The organism is Amycolatopsis sacchari, from assembly GCF_900114035.1.
Classification (GTDB): Bacteria; Actinomycetota; Actinomycetes; order Mycobacteriales; family Pseudonocardiaceae; genus Amycolatopsis_E; species Amycolatopsis_E sacchari.
Genome location: NZ_FORP01000006.1, coordinates 154,329 through 174,212, shown reverse-complemented (window position 1 = coordinate 174,212; position 19,884 = coordinate 154,329). Strand labels below are relative to the sequence as shown.

Here is a 19,884-nt window from a genome sequence, read left to right as displayed (position 1 = left end):
CCGCCACCCGGCCCGCGCCCTGCGGTGCGGTGAATGCCCGAAAGTGCCGGTCCGCGCACTACAGGGGGGTGGCTGGCGGGTCACCTGAGCGGGTGCGTACCCTCGTAAAGTCCCCGCTTGCCGCGGGCACCTTCGCGTGTCCGCGTTCACGAGCCGCAGGGACACACCAGACCTGACGGTGGTTCCTCGTACCGCCGGTATGTCGAGAGCAGGAGAAGCAGAGTCGTGAGCAAGGGTAAGCGCACTTTCCAGCCGAACAACCGCCGACGCGCCCGCACGCACGGATTCCGGCTGCGCATGCGCACCCGCGCCGGCCGGGCGATCCTCGCGGCCCGTCGTCGCAAGGGCCGCGAGAAGCTGTCCGCCTGATCGCGCCACCTCCAGGCGCAACCCATGCTGCCCCCTGCCGCGCGCCTGCGGCGAAGTGAGGATTTCCGCGAGGTCATGCGCCGCGGATCCCGCGCCGGGCGGCGGCGCCTGGTGGTGCACGCACTGGTGGTTCCCGACCCGCCCGCGTCAAGCACGCGGGCGGGTTTTGTGGTGAGCAAGGCCGTCGGCAACTCCGTCGTGCGGCACCGGGTGAGCAGGCGACTGCGGCACCTCGTCGCCGCCCGGCTCGGAACCGTGCCGCCCGGCAGCTCGTTGGTCGTGAGGGCGTTGCCGCCGGCGGCCACCGCGTCCAGCGCCGAACTCGGCGCCGACCTCGACGCGGCACTGCGGCGGCTCGGCCTCCTCACGGAGCGGCGCAAGGCCTGCTCCGACAACGACGAAGATGGGCCGGCGGTGTGAACGAACACACGACCGCGATCGGCGACGAGACCCAGGAGGCTCACCGCCCGGGTCCGGTCGCCTGGATCCTGCTGCTCCCCCTGCGCTTCTACCGGAAGTGCATCTCCCCCTTCCTCCCGCCGAGCTGCCGCTTCTACCCGAGCTGCAGCACGTACGCGGTTGAGGCCCTGACCCGGTTCGGCGCCGCGCGGGGTTCGTACCTCGCGCTGCGCCGGTTGCTGCGCTGCGGTCCGTGGACGCCACCCGGCCGCGACCCGGTGCCCGAGAAGTTCTCCTGGCGCCACACCAGACCTGGTTTGTCAACCGAGGAGTAGCTCAGTGCTCAACTTCATCTACTACCCCGTGTCCTTCATCCTCTGGTGTTGGCACAAAGTCTTCGGTTTCGTCTTCGGCGACAACAACGCGATCGCCTGGATCCTCGCGATCATGTTCCTGACGTTCACGGTCCGCGGCATCATGTTCAAGCCGTTCGTGAACCAGGTCCGGTCGATGAAGAAGATGCAGGAGTTCGCGCCGGAACTGAAGAAGATCCAGAAGAAGTACGCGAACGACAAGCAGCGCCAAGCCGCGGAGATGCAGAAGCTCCAGCGGGAGCACGGCGTCAACCCGCTGGGCAGCTGCCTGCCGATGCTGCTGCAGATCCCGGTCTTCATCGGTCTGAACTGGGTGCTCCGGGCGTTCAGCATCCAGCCCGCCGGTGGCGGCCCGAAGACCAACAACTACTTCTTCGACCAGCAGGGCGTCGAGTCCTACGTCAACGCGAAGCTGTTCGGCGTCAACATCGGCGACGCCATCCACCACGCGTCGGTCCTCGGCGGCACCGGTGGCGGCTGGAACTGGCACGTGGCCCCGGTCGCGGTTCCGCTGATGATCCTCGCGAGCGTGCTGACCCACCTGACGGCGCGGCACTCGGCGGCCCGCCAGGCGGCGGCGGCCACCGACGCCAACCCGCAGGCCGCGATGATGCAGAAGCTGACGATGTACGTCTTCCCGCTGGGCGTGCTCGTGTTCGGTGCCTTCTTCCCGATCGGTCTGCTCGTGTACTGGCTGTCGAACAACGGCTGGACCCTGATGCAGCAGCGCCTGGTCTACACCCGCATCGACAAGGAAGAGGCCGCGAAGAAGGCCGAGGCCAAGGAGAAGCGCGACGCGCTCGCCCCGAAGCCGGGTGCCAAGCCGAAGCCCGGTCAGAAGCCGGCGCAGCAGCCCAAGGTGACCACGGAGGACAAGCCGGAAGGCGGCGGTGCCACGGCGGCGTCGAGCGGTAACGGCAAGCGCAGTTCGAAGGCAGGCTCCCCCCACCGGTTCGCGCAGCAACCGCAGCGCCCGCAGAACGGTGCGGCGCAGCAGCGGAAGAAGCCGGGCTCCGGTGGCAAGAACTCAGGACAGAAAGGCTCGGGGCAGAAGCGTCGCTGACGGCTTCCCCGGGGAAGGAGACGAATGATGTCGGAGACGGTCGAGGCTGTCGAGACCGAGCAGGACAAGCCCGGCGACGACGAGAACGGGCCGACGGGCGCCGACCTCCTGGTGCAGGAGGGCGATATCGCCGGTGACTACCTGGAGCGGCTGCTGGACCTGCTCGACTACGACGGGGACATCGACCTGGACGTCGAGGCGGGCCGGGCGGTCGTCAGCATCGACGGCGGGGACGATCTGGAGAAGCTCGTCGGCAACCGCGGGCAGGTGCTCGAGGCGCTGCAGGAGCTGACCCGGCTGGCGGTGCAGCAGGAGACCGGCACGCGCAGCCGCCTGATGCTGGACATCGCGGGCTGGCGGGCCGCCCGTCGTGAGAAGCTTCACGAGCTGGGCCGGTCGACGGCGGAGACGGTGGTGTCGACGGGCGAGAAGGTCCGCCTGCAGCCGATGAGCCCGTTCGAGCGGAAGGTCGTGCACGACGCGGTCGCCACCGTGAAGGGCGCGCGGAGCGAGAGTGAGGGCGAGGAGCCCAAGCGTCGCGTGGTGGTCCTCCCCGACGACGAGGACTGACAAACCAGGAACCCGAAGAGCGGCCCGCCGGACGAACCGGCGGGCCGCTCTTTTTTGTGCGTCCTGTTTCACGTGAAACGGGTCCGCCTCCCCCTCTTGATGTTGGCGTCAGGGACAATCGGCAGAAGTGGTTTCACGTGAAACGGGGTGACGAGTGGGAGACGTGCCAGGCTCGGCGGCCGAGGTGTTCGGCGCCGGGCTGCCGGACGCGGAGCGGTTCGCGGCGCTGCTCGAACGACATGGGGTCGAGCGGGGGTTGATCGGCCCACGCGAGGTCGACCGGCTCTGGGAGCGCCACCTGCTCAACTCCGCCGTCATCGGAGAGTGCGTCCCGAAGGGTGCGCGTGTGGTCGATGTCGGCTCGGGCGCCGGACTGCCCGGCATCCCGCTGGCGATCGCACGCGCCGATCTGGAGCTCACGCTCGTCGAGCCGATGGCGCGGCGGGTGGAGTGGCTGACGGAGGTCGTCGACGAACTCGATCTCGACGTACGCGTGATTCGTGGTCGCGCGGAGGAGCGTGCCGTCCGGGCGGAGGTCGGTGAGGTCGACGTCGTGACGGCCCGCGCGGTCGCTCCCCTGGCCCGCCTCGCGGGTTGGTGCCTGCCTTTGCTGCGCGAGGGTGGCATGATGCTCGCATTGAAGGGGGCCAGTGCGCGGGACGAAATCGCCCGCGACGCGACCGCTGTCGCCCGTGCCGGTGGCGGTGAAGCGAAGGTCTCCGAATGTGGGGTCGGCCTCGTGGAGGTCCCCACGACCGTTGTGATTGTCGAGCGAATCCGCCCGCGGACACCGGCGCAGGGGAAACGGCGGCGCAACACCGTCGGTGCCCGGCCGAAGCGAGCGGGATGAAAAGATGGCCATGTTCCACGTGAAACCGTGCGACGTGCGCGGTGGAGTGTCGATACCAGAGAGGTGGCTCGGCCGGTGACCCCGCCTTCGTCAGACTGGACCCCGATCGCCGAAGAAGCCGAGCGCGCGGCGCGCGTTCTGCATCCCGAACCCAACAGCCTGCCCCGGCCGGACCACCGGCGCGTCTTCACGGTCGCCAACCAGAAGGGTGGCGTCGGGAAGACCACCAGTGCGGTGAACCTCGCCGCCGCGCTCGCGGTGCACGGCCTCAAGACCCTGGTGATCGATCTCGACCCACAGGGCAACGCCAGCACCGCCCTCAACATCGAGCACCGCTCCGGGACGCCCTCGGTCTACGAGGTGCTCCTCGGGGAGGTCTCGCTCGCCGAGGCGACCGCCGTCAGCGAGCAGTCCCCGAACCTGCTGTGCGTGCCCGCGACGATCGACCTCGCCGGTGCCGAGATCGAACTCGTCGAGATGGAGAACCGCGAGTCCCGGCTGAAGGAGTCGCTGTCGGCGGACGCCTTCAACGAGATCGGCGTCGACTACGTCTTCATCGACTGCCCGCCCTCGCTCGGCCTGCTCACGGTGAACGCGCTCGTGGCCGCCCGCGAGGTGCTCATCCCGATCCAGTGCGAGTACTACGCGCTGGAGGGTCTCGGGCAGCTGCTGAGCAACATCGACCTCGTGCAGAAGCACCTGAACCCCGCGCTCACGGTCTCCACCATCCTGCTCACGATGTACGACGGCCGGACCAAGCTGGCCGACCAGGTGACCGCCGAGGTGCGCGGTCACTTCGGCGACGTCGTGCTGAAGACGGTCATCCCCCGCAACGTGAAGGTGTCGGAGGCGCCCAGCTACGGCCAGACCGTGCTCGCCTACGACCCCGGCTCGCGAGGGGCGATGAGCTACATGGACGCCGCGAAGGAGATCGCCGAACGCGGCAGCACCAACGGATCGAGGAGCGGAACGTTATGACGGAGCGCAGAGGAGGGCTCGGCCGCGGCCTGGCGGCGTTGATCCCCACGGGACCCGCGGCGAGTGAAACGCCCGCCGAAACCCGGCCCGAGGCGTCCTCGCGCAACGGCGAGAAGGACTGGTTCGCCGCCAACAGCGAGATCAAGCCGGCCGGGGGCGAAGTCGCCGGCGCGGTCTACCGGGAGGTGCCGATCAATGCGATCCGGCCGAACCCGAAGCAGCCGCGCCAGGTGTTCGACCAAGAGGCGCTCTCCGAGCTGGAGCACTCGATCCGCGAGTTCGGGCTCATGCAGCCCATCGTCGTCCGGGAACTGCCGGACAACGAGTACGAGCTCGTCATGGGCGAGCGGCGTCTCCGCGCGTCGCAGCAGGCGGAGCTGGAGACGATCCCCGCGATCGTGCGCCAGACCGCCGACGAGGCGATGTTGCGGGACGCCCTCCTGGAGAACATCCACCGCGTCCAGCTGAACCCGCTCGAAGAGGCCGCCGCGTACCAGCAGCTGCTCGACGAGTTCGAGGTGACGCACGAGGAGCTGGCGACCCGCATCGGCCGCAGCCGTCCCGTCATCACCAACACCATCCGGTTGCTGAAGCTCCCCCTCCCCGTGCAGCGCCGCGTCGCCGCCGGGGTGCTGTCGGCCGGCCACGCCCGTGCCCTGCTGTCCCTGGAGGACCCGGAGGCGCAGGAGGAGCTGGCGACCCGCATCGTGGCCGAGGGTCTTTCGGTGCGTGCGACCGAAGAGGCGGTGACGCTCAAGAAGAGCGAGACGCCTGCCAAGCCGAAGGCCCAGCCGCGCAAGCCGCTTCAGGCGCCGGGGCTGCAGGAGCTGGCGACGCGCCTCTCGGACACCTTCGACACACGCGTGAAGGTCGACCTCGGACGGCGCAAGGGCCGGATCGTCGTCGAGTTCGGCTCGGTCGACGATCTTGAGCGGATTGTCGCCCTGATGGCGCCGGAAGCGGCAAATCGGACACACGATTCCGATGATGGATGACACCAGGCCATTTCGTCACGGTGATGAATAACTGAAGGGGCCCTCCGCGACTCGCGGAGGGCCCCTTCGTTCGTCTGGTCAGGCAGCGCGGGCGATCGCGCGGGAAATCAGGTCGGCGAACACCTCACCGAGGTTCGTGCCGGCCGCCTCCATCGCCATCGGCACCGTCGACGTCTCGGTGAGCCCTGGCGAGGAGTTCACCTCCAGGAACTGCACGGTGCCGTCCGGCGCGACGATCGCGTCGGTCCGCGAGATGTCCCGCATCCCGAGCAACCGGTGCGCGGCGACCGCGAGCTCGCCCACCGCCTTCGCCACGTCCTCCGGCAGCCGGGCGGGCGCGAAGAAGTCGGTCAGGCCGGCGGTGTAGCGGGACGTGTAGTTGTAGATCCCGCTCTCCGGCACGATCTCCACGGCGGGCAGCGCCTGCGGGCCCCCGTCGCGCTCCACGACGCCGACCGCGATCTCCGTACCGTCGATGAGCCGCTCGGCCAGCACGGTGTCGCCGTACGCGAAGCAGCCGACCATCGCGGCGGGCAGCTCGGCCGCGTCCCGCACGACCTGCGTGCCGAGCGCGGAACCACCCTGGTCCGGCTTGAGGATCAGCGGCAGCCCGAGGTCCTCGACGATCGCGTCGAGCACCGGCTGGGCGCCCAGCTCGCGGAAGGTGCTGTTGGGCAGCGCCACCCAGTCCGGCGTCGAGAACCCGGCCTCGGCGACGAGCGCCTTGGCGGTGGGCTTGTCCCACGCACGGCGGCAGCCCTGCGAGCTGGTGCCGACGTAGGGCACCTTCAGCATCTCCAGAATGGTCTGGACCGAGCCGTTCTCGCCCTCACCGCCGTGCAGCGCGATCACGGCCGCATCCGGCCGGTCCCGCCGCAGCCGGTCGAGCAACCCGGCGTCGGTGTCCCATTCCTCAACGGTCAGCCCCTGGTCACGCAGTGCGGCGGAGAGCCGCCTGCCGGATCGGAGCGACACGTCCCGTTCGTGCGAGAGGCCGCCTGCCAGCACCGCCACGGTGGGCACAACCACGCCGTACTCCCCTGAGTGTCTGATGTGGACAGCGAATCAGGCCGTGTCCGGAGACGGGTTCTCCGGCCCGGAAATCGGCTTCATGCTGACGTTACCGAAGGTGCGGACCAGGTCCATTTCGGACTCGAGCACACCGGCGAGACGGCGCACGCCCTCGCGGATCCGCTCCGGCGTCGGGTAGCAGTACGACACGCGCATCTGCCTGCTGCCGAAACCGTCGGCGTAGAAACCGGTTCCCGACGCGTAGGCCACGCGGGCGGTCACCGCGCGCGGCAGCATCGCCTTGGTGTCCACGCCCTCGGGGACGGTCACCCACACGTAGAAGCCGCCGTCAGGCCGGGTCCAGCTGCAGCCGGCGGGCATGTGCTGTTCCAGTGCGGAGAGGATCGCGTCGCGGCGCTCCCGGTAGTTCTCGCGGAAGGTCTTGATCTGGCCCTTCCAGTCGTGCGTCGCCAGGTACCGCGAGACCACCAGCTGGTTCAGCGTCGGCGGGCACAGCGTTGCGGACTCGGCCGCCAGCACGAGCTTCTCGCGCACCGCGTGGGGCGCGAGCACCCAGCCGACCCGCAGGCCCGAGGCGAACGTCTTCGAGAACGAACCGAGGTAGACGACGTTCTCCGGGTCGAGTGAGCGCAGCGCCGGGTAGGTCTGCCCGTCGAAGCCGAGGAGGCCGTACGGGTTGTCCTCCACGACCAGCACGCCGTGCTCGCGGCAGATCGCCAGGATCTCCGCGCGCCGCTCGACGGCGAGCGTCACGCCGGCGGGGTTGTGGAAGTTGGGGATCGTGTAGAGGAACTTGACGCGGCGGCCGGCCTTTTCGGCCTGGGCGAGCGCGTCACGCAGCGCCTCGGGGACGAGCCCGTTGTCGTCCATCGCGACGTGCACGACCTGCGCCTGGTACGCGGCGAACGAGCCGAGCGCCCCGACGTAGGACGGGCCCTCGGCGATCACGACGTCACCGGGGTCGCAGAAGATGCGGGTGACCATGTCGAGGCCCATCTGGGAGCCCACGGTCACCACGACGTCGTCAGCGTGGGCTGAGATGCCCTCCAGGGCCATGATCTCGCAGATCTGCTCCCGGAGTACCGGGATGCCCTGCGCGGAGCCGTACTGGAGCGCCACGAGCCCGTCCTCGGCGATCAGCTCGGCCATCTGCGCCGAGAGGCTGTCGAGCGGCAGCGCGGCGAGGTTCGGCATGCCGCCGGCCAGCGAGACGACCTCCGGCCTGCTCGCCACGGCGAACAACGCTCGGATCTCCGACGCGGTCATCCCCGCGGTGCGCGCTGCGTACCGGTCGAGGTGCGGATCGAGGTTGTGGCGGCCGGAGCGTTCGGGCATCGAGGCAGTCATCAGCACTTCGCAAGCGTGTCGGCGGTCAGTCAGTCGAGTGTAACCACCCTTCCTTGTGACGTTCGCGGCCTTTCGGCGTGCGTCACAGACGCCTATCCTCAGAAGCGGCCGAAATCTAGTGACGATACGTCACGCCCGTCGGCCGGTCCTGCACGGCGATCTGGGAGGTCGGGTGTCGCGTCGCGTCGTGGGCGTCACGCTGGACAACCTGGAGCAGCTGCCGAAGCACTGCCGCCGGTGTGTCTACTGGGAACTGGCGCCGCACCTGCGGGCCCAGGCCGAGGAGTTCGGGTCGACGGAGGTCGAGAAGGAAGCCTGGGTGTCCAGCGTGCTGCTGGAATGGGGTTCCTGCGGCCGCCTGATCTACAGCGACAACCTGCCCGTGGGCTTCGTGCTGTACGCGCCGCCGAACGCCGTGCCGCGCGCCAATGCCTTTCCCACGTCCCCGCCCAGCGCGGACGCCGTGTTGTTGACGGGTTTTCACGTGCTGCCGGAGTTCCGCGGTGGCGGGCTGGGGCGCACGCTCGTCCAGGCCGTGGCGAAGGACCTCACGCGCCGCGGTGTGCGGGCCATCGAGTCGTTCGGGGACGCGGACCCCGAGGAGCCGGGGAACGACGCGCTGGGGCACACGTGCGTGGTGCCGGCGGACTTCCTCACCGCCGTGGGCTTCAAAACCGTGCGGCCGCACCCCAAGTGGCCGCGGCTGCGGCTGGAGCTGCGCTCGGCGATCTCGTGGAAGGAAGACGTCGAGGCGGCGTTGGAGCGGCTGCTCGACCAGGTCACCATCCGCACGGCGGAACCGAGCACCCTGCGCGCCTAGTTGTCCACAGTTCTGTGGACAGATGGGCAGAGTTGTACACAGCCATGTGAGTGGATTGCTCTCTTCGGGCGGTTCCTGCTCGTTTCGGTCCATGTGCAGCGAGCGACGTGGTCGGGAGCCTGCGCGCCAAGACGAACAGCAGCCGACACCGACGGGACCGGCAACGTGTCCCCGCTCGGGGCGGCCGCACTGGGGTACGCGGACGTTCGGTTCGACGGGCTGCACTACGCCTCCGACCGCCGCGGCAGCACCACCGTCATCGCCGAAGTGGCTCCTGGACGGGGCAGGCCGGACGGCGAAACCCTCGACGCGGCCGCCGGGATCGCCGTTCTCTTGCCGAACCCTAGCTACTCGGCCTTCGCCAGCTCGTGGGCCAGCACGTCCGCGAAGGTGAAGGTGCCCGTGGGCTGGTCGCCCTCGCCGAGGAGGTACAGGCGCTTGACCGCCACGAGGATGCCCTCGGCCACGACATCGCGGAAGGCGGGGTCCGACATCCGCGCCCGGTCGCCCGGGTTGCTCAGGTAGCCGATCTCCACGCGCACCGCGGGGCAGCGCGTCAGCCGCAGGATCTCCCACGTCTTCGCGTGCGTGCGGCAGTCCAGCAGCCCCGTCCGCGCGGCCAGCTCCCGCTGGATGTACCCCGCGAGCAGCTCCCCGACCGTCGACGTGGTGCCGTAGCCGTTGCCGAAGTGGAACGTCGCCACGCCCTGGGCGTGCGGCGACTGGTTGTAGTCGCAGTGCAGGGACAGGAACAGGTCCGCCCCCGCCTCGTTCGCGAACGCGGCCCGCTCGGCCTCGGTCGGGCCCTGGTCGGGGCCACGCGAGATCAGGGCCTCCATGCCGGTGGCCTTCATGCGGCCTTCGAGCCGGCGCGCGAGGTCCCACGCCAGGTCGGCCTCCCGCACGCCCTCGACCACGACACCCGTGTCCGGACCGCCGTGACCCGGGTCGATCACGATGCGCTTGCCACGCAGCCGGGGGCCGGCCTGCCGCACCTGCTCCTGCTCACGCAGGAACACCGGGCGGCCGCCGCGGGCCCGCGGCGAAAGCTGGCGCAGCGCGCGCACGGTCGCCGGGCCGCAGATGCCGTCGACGGTGAGCCCGTAGTCGCGCTGGAAGTTCCGAAGGGCCTTCTCGGTACGTGGACCGAACAACCCGTCCGGGCGACCCGCGTCGTACCCCAGCTCGGTGAGCCTGTCCTGCAGTGCGAACACATCGTCACCGGAGACGGGCGAGGAGATCAGGTACGCGAGCGGACGGCTCCCGAGGTGGAAGGTCGCGCCCCGCAGCACCTGGTAGGTGGCCGGGCCGACCACGCCGTCCGTGATCAGGCCCCGGCGCTGCTGGAAACCGCGGACGGCTCGCTCGACCTCCTGGTCGAAGAGTGCGTGTCCGTCGGCGGCGCCGGGCGCCGTGAGCAGGCCCAACGACACCAGCATCGACCGGATCTCAGCGACGTCTTCACCGGCGTCACCGCGGCGGAGTACCCGCATGCACTCCTCGCTCTTCCTTGGGCACCGGCGGGGGGAATCCGGTGCGGCGCAAACAGTTCCGGGTAGCTGACCCGGATCCTTATTCTGCCCTGTGGACTCTCCGTGACCGCGCAGGGCCGGTCAGTACGTCACCCGCGCGTGGGATGGGCAGCACAGAACCCGGGGGCCGTCTTGAGAAGACGCAGGCCCCCGGGTCCAGGTTGCCTCGCTCAGGCGAGAACGTCGGAAAGATCCGAAAGCAGTGCGGCCTTCGGCTTCGCGCCGACGATCTGCTTCACCGGCTTGCCGCCCTTGAACAGGATCAGCGTCGGGATCGACATGACCTGGTAGTCACGGGCCGTGCCCGGGTTCTCGTCGATGTCGAGCTTCGCGACCTTGATCTTGTCCTTGTGCTCGCCCGCGATCTCCTCGAGCACCGGGGCGACCATCTTGCACGGGCCGCACCAGGTGGCCCAGAAGTCGACGAGGACCGGGGTCTCGCTGGTCAGCACGTCGTCGGCGAACGACTTGTCGGTCACCTTCACCGTGTTGGACATGACTCTCTCCTTACCTGTGGGATGCGACGTCAGGTGGTCAGTTGGCCGGACCGTAGCCGCCGCCGACCAGCTCGGGGGCGGTCTCGGCCTGCTCGGTGCCGGCGTGTTCGGCGAGCCAGCGCTCGGCGTCGATGGCCGCGCTGCAGCCCGAGCCGGCGGCGGTGATCGCCTGGCGGTAGGTGCGGTCGACCAGGTCACCGGCCGCGAACACCCCGTCGAGGTTGGTGTACGACGTCCGGCCCTTGGTCACGACGTACCCGTCGTCGTCGAGCTCGACCTGGCCGCGGACCAGCGCGCTGCGCGGGTCGTGGCCGATCGCGACGAAGAAACCGGTGACGTCGAGGGTCGACTCCTCGCCGGTGACGGTGTCCCGCAGCTTCACGCCCTGGACCTTGCCGTCCCCCAGCACCTCGGTGACCTGCTTGTTCAGCGCCCAGCGGATCTTGTCGTTCGACCGCGCGCGCTCCAGCATGATCTTGGAGGCGCGGAACTCCTCGCGCCGGTGGATGATCGTCACCGACCTGGCGAACTTCGTCAGGAACGTCGCCTCCTCCATCGCGGAGTCGCCACCGCCGATGACGGCGATGTCGTGCTCGCGGAAGAAGAACCCGTCACAGGTGGCGCACGCGGACACACCGCGGCCGAGCAGCTCCTGCTCACCGGGCACGTTGAGGTAGCGCGCGGCGGCACCCATCGCGAGGATGACGGCCTTCGCCGCGTACCGGACGCCGTTCGCGGTCACGTACTTGACGTCGCCGGTCAGCTCGACCGACTCGACGTCCTCGGCACGCAGTTCCGCGCCGAAGCGCTCGGCCTGCTTGCGCATCTCGTCCATCAGGTCCGGACCCTGGATGCCGCCGGAGAAGCCCGGGTAGTTCTCCACCTCGGTGGTCGTCATCAGCGCGCCACCGAACTGCGAACCCTCGAACACCAGAGGCTCGAGCTGGGCGCGCGCGGCGTAGACCGCCGCCGTGTACCCAGCCGGTCCGGATCCCACGATGATCAGGTTCCGAACGTTTTCCGCTGCCACCCGTGACCTCCGCTCGTCGTGACCTGCGTACCAGGCTCAACACGATCGTAGGGTCAGCTGTTCCCGGGGGTGACGCCCGTCGCGCGGGGTGGAAGGCTACTTGCCGACGACCTTGTCGAGCAGCGCCCGCGGCCCGCACTCCGGGGCCAGCCCGACGAGCCGGAACTCGGCGAGCTTGCCCGTGGTCAGCAGCGCCAGCACCGCGGGCCTGCCGTCGACCGTGCCGGGGCGGACCCCGATCGGCGCGGCGGTCGGCGCGAACCCGGCCTCCTGCAGGCACGTGCTCAGCCGCTGCGCGTCACCGAGCGGGCCGTAGTCCTTGACCCCGGTGCTCAGCTGCCCGACCGCGGCCTGCGGCTGGTCACTGCGCACGGCGAGGGAGCCGGCGGAAGGCGCGCTGCTCGCGGGCGGCTGGGCCACCGGCGTACCCGTCGTGTCCGCGGACTTCGGCACCACGACGGCGATCGCGGCCACCGCGGCGGCGGCCACGGCGACGACACCGCTGACCCAGCCGATCCGCTTGTTCCGCCTGCGCCGTGCGGCCGCGAGGTCCACCACCGGAGCGGGCGGGGCCTGCCCCGCCTCCCGTGCCAGGGCGGCGTCGATCCGGGCGGCCACTTCGGCGGGCATCGGCGGCGCGGGCGCGGTGGCCAGGCTCGCCAGGTCTGCCGTGGTCGCCTCGAGCGCGCCGAGGATCGCGCGGGCCTCGGGGTCGGCCTGGACGCGCGGCCACAACCCGGCCGCCTCGTGCTCGTCGAGCGCGCCCGCCTGCAGGTCCGCGAGCAGGTCGACAGACCACGGCCGGCCGGCGATCCCCCGACTCTCGTCCGTCATCGAGCCTCCCGTCGGCGTTTGCTTTCGGAAGTTGGGACGTTCGCAATCGCATCCGGGTTCCGCAGATGACCGAGAACCTTGGCGAGTTTCGCGCGGCCCCTGGCGCAGCGGCTCTTCACGGTGCCTTCGGCGATGCCGAGCAGCTTCGCGGTCTCGCTCACCGAGTAGCCCTCGACGTCGACCAGCACGATCGGCGTGCGCTGGTCCTCGGGCAGCTGGTCGAGCGCGGCGGTGATGACCAGCCGCGTCTCGCGGTCGGCCATCGAGTCACGCGGGGTGGCGGGTTCGTTGAACCCGGTCTCCGGCAGCGGCACCGTCGGGCGGGCCTGCCTGCGGCGCATGCGGTCGAGGCAGGCGTTGACCACGATGCGGTGCAGCCACGTGGTCACCTGGGACTCGGCACGGAAGTTGCCGGCGGCCCGGAAGGCGGAGATGAAGGCGTCCTGCAGCGCGTCGGCCGCCTCCTCGGGGTCACGCAGCGTGCGCAACGCGACGGCCCACATCCGGTCCCGGTGCCGCCGGACCAGTTCGCTGAACGCTGCGGGGTCCCCCGCGGCATGCGCCGCGATGAGCTCGGCGTCCGTCGGTACGGCTGCGGTCACCCGCGACACACTACTGGGCAGGCAGGAACGTCAATTCGCCCATCTGGGACTGGTACTTCCCGGAGCTGTTCGTCAGCTGGCTGATCCACAGCACGAAGTACTCCCCCTGCTGGGGCTGGGGCAGCGTGATGTCCGTGGTCGGCCCGTTGAGCGTGGCCGTGCCCAGCACGCGCGTGGAGCTCAGCGGCGGCTCCTTGGAGTCGGCCGCCCGCAGCTCGACGACCGTGCCCGCGCTGCCGCCGTCGATCGTCACCTTGCCCAGGTTGATCGGGTTGTCGAAGTTCACGATGATCCCGACGCCCTGCTTGATCGTCGGGAACTGCTGCCGGTACTGGTCGGTGCGCCACGTGGTGCCCGGGTCACCGTCGATCAGGTTCTTCGCCCGGCTCGTGTTGTCACCGTCGCCGTCCGGGTTGTAGACGCTGGCACTGGCGGGCTTGACGGGGGCGCCGAGCTGCGCCTGCCCGCTCGGGCTGCCGCTGGTGGGTGGAGGCACCTCCGACGACGTGGGCGGCGGGGCGGCCGTCGACGTCGGCTGGGCCACGTTGATCGGCGGACCGGCCGTGGGGCTGTCCTGGAAGAAGCTGATCGCGAGCATCCCGAGCCACGCGAGGATCGCGACCGCGGCGACCACCAGCACCGTGACGCCGAGCGCGAGCTTGCGCCGCCTGGCCTTGTCCTTGACCGGCTTCTTGGTGGTCCAGATCGTGCCGTCGTCGTCGGGCTTGACGCCGGAGGCGTTGATCAGCTGGGTGCGTTCCTCGGCCTCGGCGGCCAGTTCGAGCGCCTGCAGGATGGCGGCGCTGGTCCGGATACCACCGTGCCCGCCGTCCTCGATCGTCCGCACGGCCAGCGACGAGAGTTCGGCGGGCACCGAGGGCACCAGCGCACGGGGCGGCACGAGTCTGCCGTTCGGCGCGTGCGGGGCCGCAGGGATCGCCGCCGGACCGCCCGGCAGCGCCCACCGGCCGGTGAGCAGCAGGTACAGCACGGCGCCGATCGCCTTGACGTCGTCACGCAGCGTCGCGTCCGGCAGCGGACCGGGGAACGCGAGCCGCAGCGTGCCGTCCGTGGTCAGCCGCAGCCGCTGCGGGTGGTCGAGGCCGAGCACGAGACCCGCGTGGTGGGCGCGCTCGACCGCGCCGGCGAGCTTCTGCACCATGCGCGCGGCGGTGAGCGGGGCGACCGGGTGCTCGGCGACCAGGTCGATCAGGTCGGTGCCCTTGGTCCACTCCGTGACCACGACCCCGAGCAGCCCCTCGCTGGAGGTGATGCCGTTGCCGAGGCTGAGGACGTCGAGCACGCGGGCGACGCCTTCGTGCGTGAACTTCGCGGCGTGCGCGGCTCGTTCGAGGGTGCGGCGCGCCATGCGGGCCGACTCGGCGTCCGCCGGGTCACCCACCAGCAGCGTCAGCGCGACGTCACGGCGGAGCTGCCCGTCACGGGCCCGCCAGAGGTGCGCACCGGCGCGTTCGTCGATCCCGAACTGGGCAAGGAGCCGGTACCTGCCATCACCGACGACACTGCCGGGCGCGAGGGAACCACCCCGCGCGCGGACACCGACGTGCTCGCTCCGCTTCTCGTCCACCCCACGCTCTCTCTTTTCGCCCATTCAAGAGACGAGCGTACGCGAGTACGACGGGTCATTCAGGGTTATCGGTGTGTCGATTGTTACCGGCGCTTCACCAAACGGGTGAACCGCTTGGTTGCCGGGGCAAGCTCCTCGACCTTGAGGGCAGCCAGCACGCCGAACGAGACGCCGAGGCCGACGATCCCCTGCAGCACCAGCTTGATCCACGCCGTCAGCCGCGGCCCGAAGTCCGGCACGACCGTGCCGACGAGCACCGCCGCGACCACGCCCAGCACGCTCGCGACGACGGTGAACAGGATGACGCCGAGCACGCGCTTGCTGCGGAGGTTGCCGAGGCTCACCCACAGCCACACCTGGCCCATGATCGCGCCGACCACGAACGTCAGCGAGTTGACCATCATGGCGCCCAGCACGATGTTCTCGTCGGAGAGCAGCGCCTGGCACAGGTACAGCAGCGGGATCTTGACCAGCGTCATCACGATCATGATCAGGGTCGGGGTGCGGGCGTCCTTCATCGCGTAGAACACCCGCAGCTGCAGCATGACCAGCGCGTACGGCAGCAGGCCGAACGCCGAGATCGCCAGTGCCTCGCCGAGCCGCTGCGCCTGCGCGGCGGAGTTCTCGCCGCCGCTGAACAACGCGACGCCGACCGGGGAGCCGATGACGCTCAGCACCGCCGCGATCGGGACGAGCATCACGGTCGAGATGCGCGAGGCGTACGACAGGTCGGCGACGACCTTGCGGGTGTCGCCGTCGGCGGCGTTGCGGCTCAGCCGGGGCATGATCGCGGTCAGCAGCGACACCCCGATGACGCCGTAGGGCAGCTGGAACAGCAGCCAGGCGTTCGAGTAGATCGTCACGCCACCGGCGTCGCCGCTGGTCAGCACCCGCGTGTTGATCGTGAAACCGATCTGGCTGACGGCGACGTAGCCGAGGATCCACAGCGCCAGGCCGCCGAACTCCCGCATCCGCCGGTCGATGCCCCAGCGCCACTTGAACCGGAACCCGGTGCGCAGCAGCGGCGGCACGAGCATGAGCGCCTGCACGACGATGCCCATCGTCACGCCGATGCCGAGCACCAGCAGCTTCGGCTCGCCCAACCGCACCGGGTCGAGGCTGATCTGGCCGGGCAGCACCATGAACACGGCCAGCGTGGCGATCACGACCAGGTTGTTCACCACCGGCGCCCACGCCGCCGGACCGAAGATCTGCTTCGCGTTGAGCACCGCCGAGAGCAGCGCGAACACGCCGTAGAACAGGATCTCGGGCAACAGCAGCCTGGCGAACGCCGTGGTCAGCTCGGGACTCGCCTTGCCGCTGCCGCTGTCCAGGTACAGCGACGTGAACAGCGGCGCGGCGATGACGGCGATCACCGTGCCGACCAGCAGCAGCACGAACGCCACCGTGAGCATGCGCTGCGTGTACGCCTCACCGCCGTCCGGGTCGTCCTGCGAACGGACCAGCAGCGGCACCACGACACTGCTCAGCACCCCGCCGAGCAGCAGCTCGAACACGATGTTCGGCAGCGTGTTGGCGATGTTGAACGAGTCGTTGACGATGCCGGTGCCCACCGCCCAGACCAGCATGATCTTCCAGAAGAAGCCGGTGATGCGGCTGATCAGGGAGGCGATCGCGATCCGGCTGCTCGACTTGGCCAGCGACGGCGCGGCCGGTTTGGCCGGCGGCTCGACCTTCGGCAGGTAGCCCGTCGCGTCGAGGCCCGGCCCCGCGCCGAACGTGCTCGCGGCGGGAGGCGGGCTGGGCAGCCGCGGCAGCATCCGCGTGGCCAGCGTGTCGTACGGCCGCATCGAGTCCGGGTCGGCGACCGGCCACTTCGAGCTCGCGGGCACCCCGCCGATGCGGGGGATGAACATCGTCGCGTCGGGGTCGTTCGGCGGCAGCGGCGGCGCCCCGAAGGGCATGCTGTCCTGCTGGCGCTCGCGTTCCTGGCGCCACGGCCGCACCGGCTGGCGGCGCGGGGGCTGCGGCTGGCGCGGCGGCGGTTGCTGCCGCACGGGCGGCGGCGGGACCTGGGCCCGAGGGGGCGGCGGCTGCCGGCGGCGGCCGTTGACCGGCGGCACCCGCCGGGTGGGCTGCTCCGACGGCGGCTGGCGGTCAGTCGGTGGCCGCCTCGCCACACGTTCGGCGGGACGCTCGGGTGGCCACCCCGGCTCTCTGTCCAACGCGTGCCCAATCCTCGGCGGTCGATATCGTCACTCCAGGGTAATCACTGCTTCCCCCGGCCACGGACCCGGCGATAGATCTGCCGACCCGAAAGCAGCACCAGCGCGACACCGCCGGCGATCGTCAGCACGAGCGTCACCACGCCGTACTGGTTGGACCGGAGTTCGAACCGGGCGGGGCTGCCCAGCTGGGTGCCGCCCGGCGTGCTCAGCGCGACGGTCACGCTGAACCGGCCCGCCCGCAGCGCCTCCGCGGGGATGGTGATCTTGTTGTTGCTGCCGAGCCCCGCGGGCAGCAGCACGTCGCCGATGTCACCCGTGCGCAGCCCGGTGCTGTTGTTGAGCGTGACCCGCACGTTGACCTGCACCGGCAGGAAGTTGTGCAGGAACACCGGCAGCGGCGCCGAACCCGAGGCCAGCGAGATCGGCACGCCGGGGGTGTCCACCGTGACCTGGCCGAGCAGCGCCTGCAGCTGGGTGCGGGAGTCGGCCGCGGACACCTCGGCGGCGTCCGTGCCGGGCGGCCAGGCCGTCGACGTGTTGCGCACGAGCGCGTACCGCAGCGGCATCAGCAGCTGGTCGGGGTCGACCTGCGCCACCGGGTCGATCGCCATCGCGCTCCGCAGGTCCGCCATCGTCGCCTCGATCGAGGACATCGTGCCGGTCACCGACGTGGGCGTGGCCGCGGCGACGTCCTCCGCGGTGTAGTTCATCGTCGTCGTCTCGGCGGGCGCGGTCGCGAGCAGCTGGTTCAGCGGGAGCGCGGTCAGCATCCGCCTGCTGATCAGCTCGCCGACCCCCTGCAACAGGCGCGTCAGCTCGGCCTCGGGCAGCGACCAGCGCCGCGGCGGGGTGACCAGCACCGAGCCGGTCGACCCCGTGAGCCCGCGGAAGGCGAGCGCGGCGAGGCCGTTCTGCGCACCGATCGCCGGGTCGTCCGGCGGGGTCGCGGCGGCCGACGCCGAGCGGCCCCGCGCCCCGGCCAGCCCGGTCGCGACGAGGGAGTCGGCAGGCTGGGCCCGCAGCGAGGTGCCCTTGACGGTCGCCGCGTCCTCCGCGTCTCCCGACAGGTCGGCGGGGTCGGCCACGAGCGTCCTGATCCCCGCGTTCTGCAGGGCGGTGAGCGCGGCGGAGTCGAGCGGGCCGTCCGCCCACAGCACGCCCGGCAGGGGCTGCGTGCCGATCAGCTGCTGCACGTGCTGCGCGGTGTTCAGCGCGTACGCCATCAGGTCACCGCCGCGGACGCCCGCCAGCGCGGACAGGTCCGCGTCGGCGTAGGGCATCTGGATCACGCACTGGTTCGCGACCAGCTGCCTGAGCGAGCCCAGCCACGCCTTCGCCGCGTCGGCGCCGCTGCCGGGCACGTTCCCCGTCGGCGTGCGGACCTCGTACCCGCGGCTCATCGTGTCCACGGTGTCCAGCAGGTCGGGGTCCACGGCGTAGCAGATCGACCGGGACAGCTGCGCGTCGTCGCGGACCGCCAGCGCGGACGACACGAGCGCGTCGAGCCGCCCGCCGGGCCGCAGGTCCCCGGCCAGCACGTCCTCGCCCAGCACGACCTTGCCGTTGAACGGGGCCGCGACGATCCGCGGCCGCGTGTCGGCGATCGGCCACACGACGGTGACCTCCGAGGGATCAGCCGGTGGCTGGGCCTGCGGCTTGCCGGGGGCGCCGAGGACGGGCAGCAGCAGGCTCAGCGACGCCAGCCGCGCCTGCCCGCCGTACGCGGGCGTGCCGTTGACGTTCACCAGCAGCGGGTACACCCCGGCGTTCGGCACGCGCAGGCCGCCCGCGGTGCCGTCGAGCCGCACGGTGATCGTGAACTGCCCGGTCTGCCCCGGTTCGAGCGTGCCGGGGTCGATGTCGAGGAACTTCGTGCTGGTCGCCGCCGCGGCCGGCGTACCGGACATCGCGGAGCGGACCTGCTTTTCCGTGCCCAGCCGCTCGCCGAGGTCCAGCTTCACCTGCAGGTCAGTGATCCGCCGGTCGCCGACGTTGGCCACCGTGCCGGTGATGTTGAGCGTGGTGGAGGTGGACGTCAGCACGCGGGGGTTCATCTGCGTGACGTCCAGCCGCAGCCGGTTCGGGGTGTCCGTCACCGACTGCGCGGCCGCGGACAGCGGGGCGAGCAGCACGATCAGGAACGCGACCGACACCACGGCGGCGAACCGCTTCACTCTCCGACTCCTTCGGTCGCCGGCTCTTCGTCCGCGAACAGCTCTCGGGCCCTGCGCACCAGGGCGCGTTCGTCGGTGTAGGCGAGCCAGCGCTCCAGGTCCGCGACCGGTACCCAGGCCACCTCGGTGACCTCGACGTCCTCGTCGGAGAGCTCGCCACCGACGGCTTCCAGCAGGAAATGATGCACGGTCTTGTGCACCCGCCGGCGCTCGGCCACGAACCAGTAGTCGATCGTCCCCAGCGGGCAGAGCACACGCGCGGAGATGCCGGTCTCCTCCTTGACTTCGCGCAGTGCGGTCTGCTCCACCGTCTCGCCGTCCTCGATGTGCCCCTTGGGCAGGGACCAGAGCAGTTTGCCGTGCCGGTCGAGCCTGCCGATCAACACGGCCCGCTCGCGCCCGGCGTCCACCACGAGGCCGCCGGCGGACGTCTCGTCGACCGTGGTCATCTTCCGGCCGCGGCGCCGTCGCGACCTGCGTCGCGGCTTGCCGCCGTCGGAACGACCGGCCGATCCAGACATGCTGCGATGCTAGTGGTTGCCGGTGCTCAGCGGTTGCGAACGCGTAGTTGAGCCCTCACTTTCGGTCGATGGGTACGCTGGCTACTCGTGTCTCGTCCGGCAACAGGAGATCCTGCAGGT

The 19,884-nt window shown here is 70.5% G+C and carries 20 protein-coding genes; 9 read left to right on the top strand and 11 right to left on the bottom strand.

Annotated features, from left to right (window positions below):
- Nucleotides 1-225 precede the first annotated feature (225 nt).
- From rpmH to BMZ92_RS12930, 8 genes are all read left to right on the top strand, one after another.
- On the top strand, nt 226-369 hold the full coding sequence (gene rpmH / locus BMZ92_RS12965) for a 50S ribosomal protein L34 (RefSeq protein WP_027941633.1): 144 nt from the start codon (nt 226-228) through the stop codon (nt 367-369).
- Between the two features lie 24 nt (nt 370-393).
- Nucleotides 394-789 (top strand): ribonuclease P protein component, encoded by a 396-nt coding sequence (gene rnpA / locus BMZ92_RS12960; RefSeq protein WP_091506644.1) that lies wholly within the window; start codon nt 394-396, stop codon nt 787-789.
- A complete protein-coding gene (yidD, locus tag BMZ92_RS12955; RefSeq protein WP_091506642.1) occupies nt 786-1,103 on the top strand; it encodes a membrane protein insertion efficiency factor YidD in 318 nt (105 codons plus the stop codon). The genes rnpA and yidD overlap by 4 nt, the downstream gene beginning before the upstream one ends.
- Nucleotides 1,104-1,107: 4 nt before the next feature.
- Nucleotides 1,108-2,205: a membrane protein insertase YidC gene (yidC, locus tag BMZ92_RS12950; RefSeq protein WP_091506639.1), complete on the top strand. Its 1,098-nt coding sequence runs from the start codon at nt 1,108-1,110 to the stop codon at nt 2,203-2,205.
- Nucleotides 2,206-2,232: 27 nt separating this feature from the next.
- Nucleotides 2,233-2,775, top strand: a complete 543-nt coding sequence (locus tag BMZ92_RS12945) for a Jag family protein (protein WP_177228662.1) — start codon at nt 2,233-2,235, stop codon at nt 2,773-2,775.
- Nucleotides 2,776-2,929: 154 nt separating this feature from the next.
- Nucleotides 2,930-3,625, top strand: a complete 696-nt coding sequence (gene rsmG / locus BMZ92_RS12940) for a 16S rRNA (guanine(527)-N(7))-methyltransferase RsmG (RefSeq protein ID WP_091506635.1) — start codon at nt 2,930-2,932, stop codon at nt 3,623-3,625.
- 75 nt (nt 3,626-3,700) lie between these two features.
- Nucleotides 3,701-4,603 carry a ParA family protein gene (locus BMZ92_RS12935; RefSeq protein ID WP_245783029.1) on the top strand — a complete coding sequence of 301 codons (903 nt, stop codon included), beginning with the start codon at nt 3,701-3,703 and terminating at the stop codon, nt 4,601-4,603.
- Nucleotides 4,600-5,598, top strand: a complete 999-nt coding sequence (locus tag BMZ92_RS12930) for a ParB/RepB/Spo0J family partition protein (RefSeq protein ID WP_091506631.1) — start codon at nt 4,600-4,602, stop codon at nt 5,596-5,598. Before BMZ92_RS12935 ends, BMZ92_RS12930 begins: the two co-directional genes overlap by 4 nt.
- Before the next feature lie 78 nt (nt 5,599-5,676).
- Here BMZ92_RS12930 and BMZ92_RS12925 read toward each other — a convergent pair whose 3' ends face one another.
- Both BMZ92_RS12925 and BMZ92_RS12920 read right to left on the bottom strand, forming a co-directional pair.
- Complete coding sequence (locus BMZ92_RS12925; protein WP_091506629.1) at nt 5,677-6,627, bottom strand: D-alanine--D-alanine ligase family protein; 951 nt, start codon at nt 6,625-6,627, stop codon at nt 5,677-5,679.
- A 36-nt stretch (nt 6,628-6,663) separates the two neighbouring features.
- Nucleotides 6,664-7,977 carry an aminotransferase-like domain-containing protein gene (locus BMZ92_RS12920; RefSeq protein WP_091506626.1) on the bottom strand — a complete coding sequence of 438 codons (1,314 nt, stop codon included), beginning with the start codon at nt 7,975-7,977 and terminating at the stop codon, nt 6,664-6,666.
- Nucleotides 7,978-8,149: 172 nt separating this feature from the next.
- On the opposite strand from BMZ92_RS12920, the gene BMZ92_RS12915 reads away from it, so the two are divergent.
- Nucleotides 8,150-8,797: a GNAT family N-acetyltransferase gene (locus BMZ92_RS12915; RefSeq protein ID WP_091506624.1), complete on the top strand. Its 648-nt coding sequence runs from the start codon at nt 8,150-8,152 to the stop codon at nt 8,795-8,797.
- A 347-nt stretch (nt 8,798-9,144) separates the two neighbouring features.
- Here BMZ92_RS12915 and BMZ92_RS12910 read toward each other — a convergent pair whose 3' ends face one another.
- The 9 genes from BMZ92_RS12910 to BMZ92_RS12870 all read right to left on the bottom strand — a co-directional run bounded on the left by BMZ92_RS12910 (nt 9,145) and on the right by BMZ92_RS12870 (nt 19,764).
- On the bottom strand, nt 9,145-10,290 hold the full coding sequence (locus tag BMZ92_RS12910; protein WP_091506621.1) for an N-acetylmuramoyl-L-alanine amidase: 1,146 nt from the start codon (nt 10,288-10,290) through the stop codon (nt 9,145-9,147).
- A gap of 209 nt (nt 10,291-10,499) precedes the next feature.
- Nucleotides 10,500-10,826, bottom strand: a complete 327-nt coding sequence (trxA, locus tag BMZ92_RS12905) for a thioredoxin (RefSeq protein ID WP_091506619.1) — start codon at nt 10,824-10,826, stop codon at nt 10,500-10,502.
- A 37-nt stretch (nt 10,827-10,863) separates the two neighbouring features.
- A complete protein-coding gene (gene trxB / locus BMZ92_RS12900; RefSeq protein WP_091506616.1) occupies nt 10,864-11,856 on the bottom strand; it encodes a thioredoxin-disulfide reductase in 993 nt (330 codons plus the stop codon).
- 96 nt (nt 11,857-11,952) lie between these two features.
- The gene (locus BMZ92_RS12895; protein ID WP_091506614.1) at nt 11,953-12,690 is read right to left on the bottom strand and encodes a hypothetical protein; all 738 of its coding nucleotides are present in this window, start codon (nt 12,688-12,690) and stop codon (nt 11,953-11,955) included.
- The gene (gene sigM, locus BMZ92_RS12890) at nt 12,687-13,292 is read right to left on the bottom strand and encodes an RNA polymerase sigma factor SigM (RefSeq protein ID WP_091507070.1); all 606 of its coding nucleotides are present in this window, start codon (nt 13,290-13,292) and stop codon (nt 12,687-12,689) included. Before sigM ends, BMZ92_RS12895 begins: the two co-directional genes overlap by 4 nt.
- A gap of 10 nt (nt 13,293-13,302) precedes the next feature.
- On the bottom strand, nt 13,303-14,904 hold the full coding sequence (locus tag BMZ92_RS12885; protein ID WP_177228660.1) for a protein kinase family protein: 1,602 nt from the start codon (nt 14,902-14,904) through the stop codon (nt 13,303-13,305).
- 59 nt (nt 14,905-14,963) lie between these two features.
- Entirely contained in the window at nt 14,964-16,805 is a 1,842-nt protein-coding gene (gene murJ, locus BMZ92_RS12880; RefSeq protein WP_091506610.1) for a murein biosynthesis integral membrane protein MurJ, read from the bottom strand.
- A 305-nt stretch (nt 16,806-17,110) separates the two neighbouring features.
- Nucleotides 17,111-19,243: a DUF6049 family protein gene (locus BMZ92_RS12875; protein ID WP_091506608.1), complete on the bottom strand. Its 2,133-nt coding sequence runs from the start codon at nt 19,241-19,243 to the stop codon at nt 17,111-17,113.
- The gene (locus tag BMZ92_RS12870; protein ID WP_091506605.1) at nt 19,240-19,764 is read right to left on the bottom strand and encodes an NUDIX hydrolase; all 525 of its coding nucleotides are present in this window, start codon (nt 19,762-19,764) and stop codon (nt 19,240-19,242) included. Before BMZ92_RS12870 ends, BMZ92_RS12875 begins: the two co-directional genes overlap by 4 nt.
- Nucleotides 19,765-19,884: the final 120 nt, after the last annotated feature.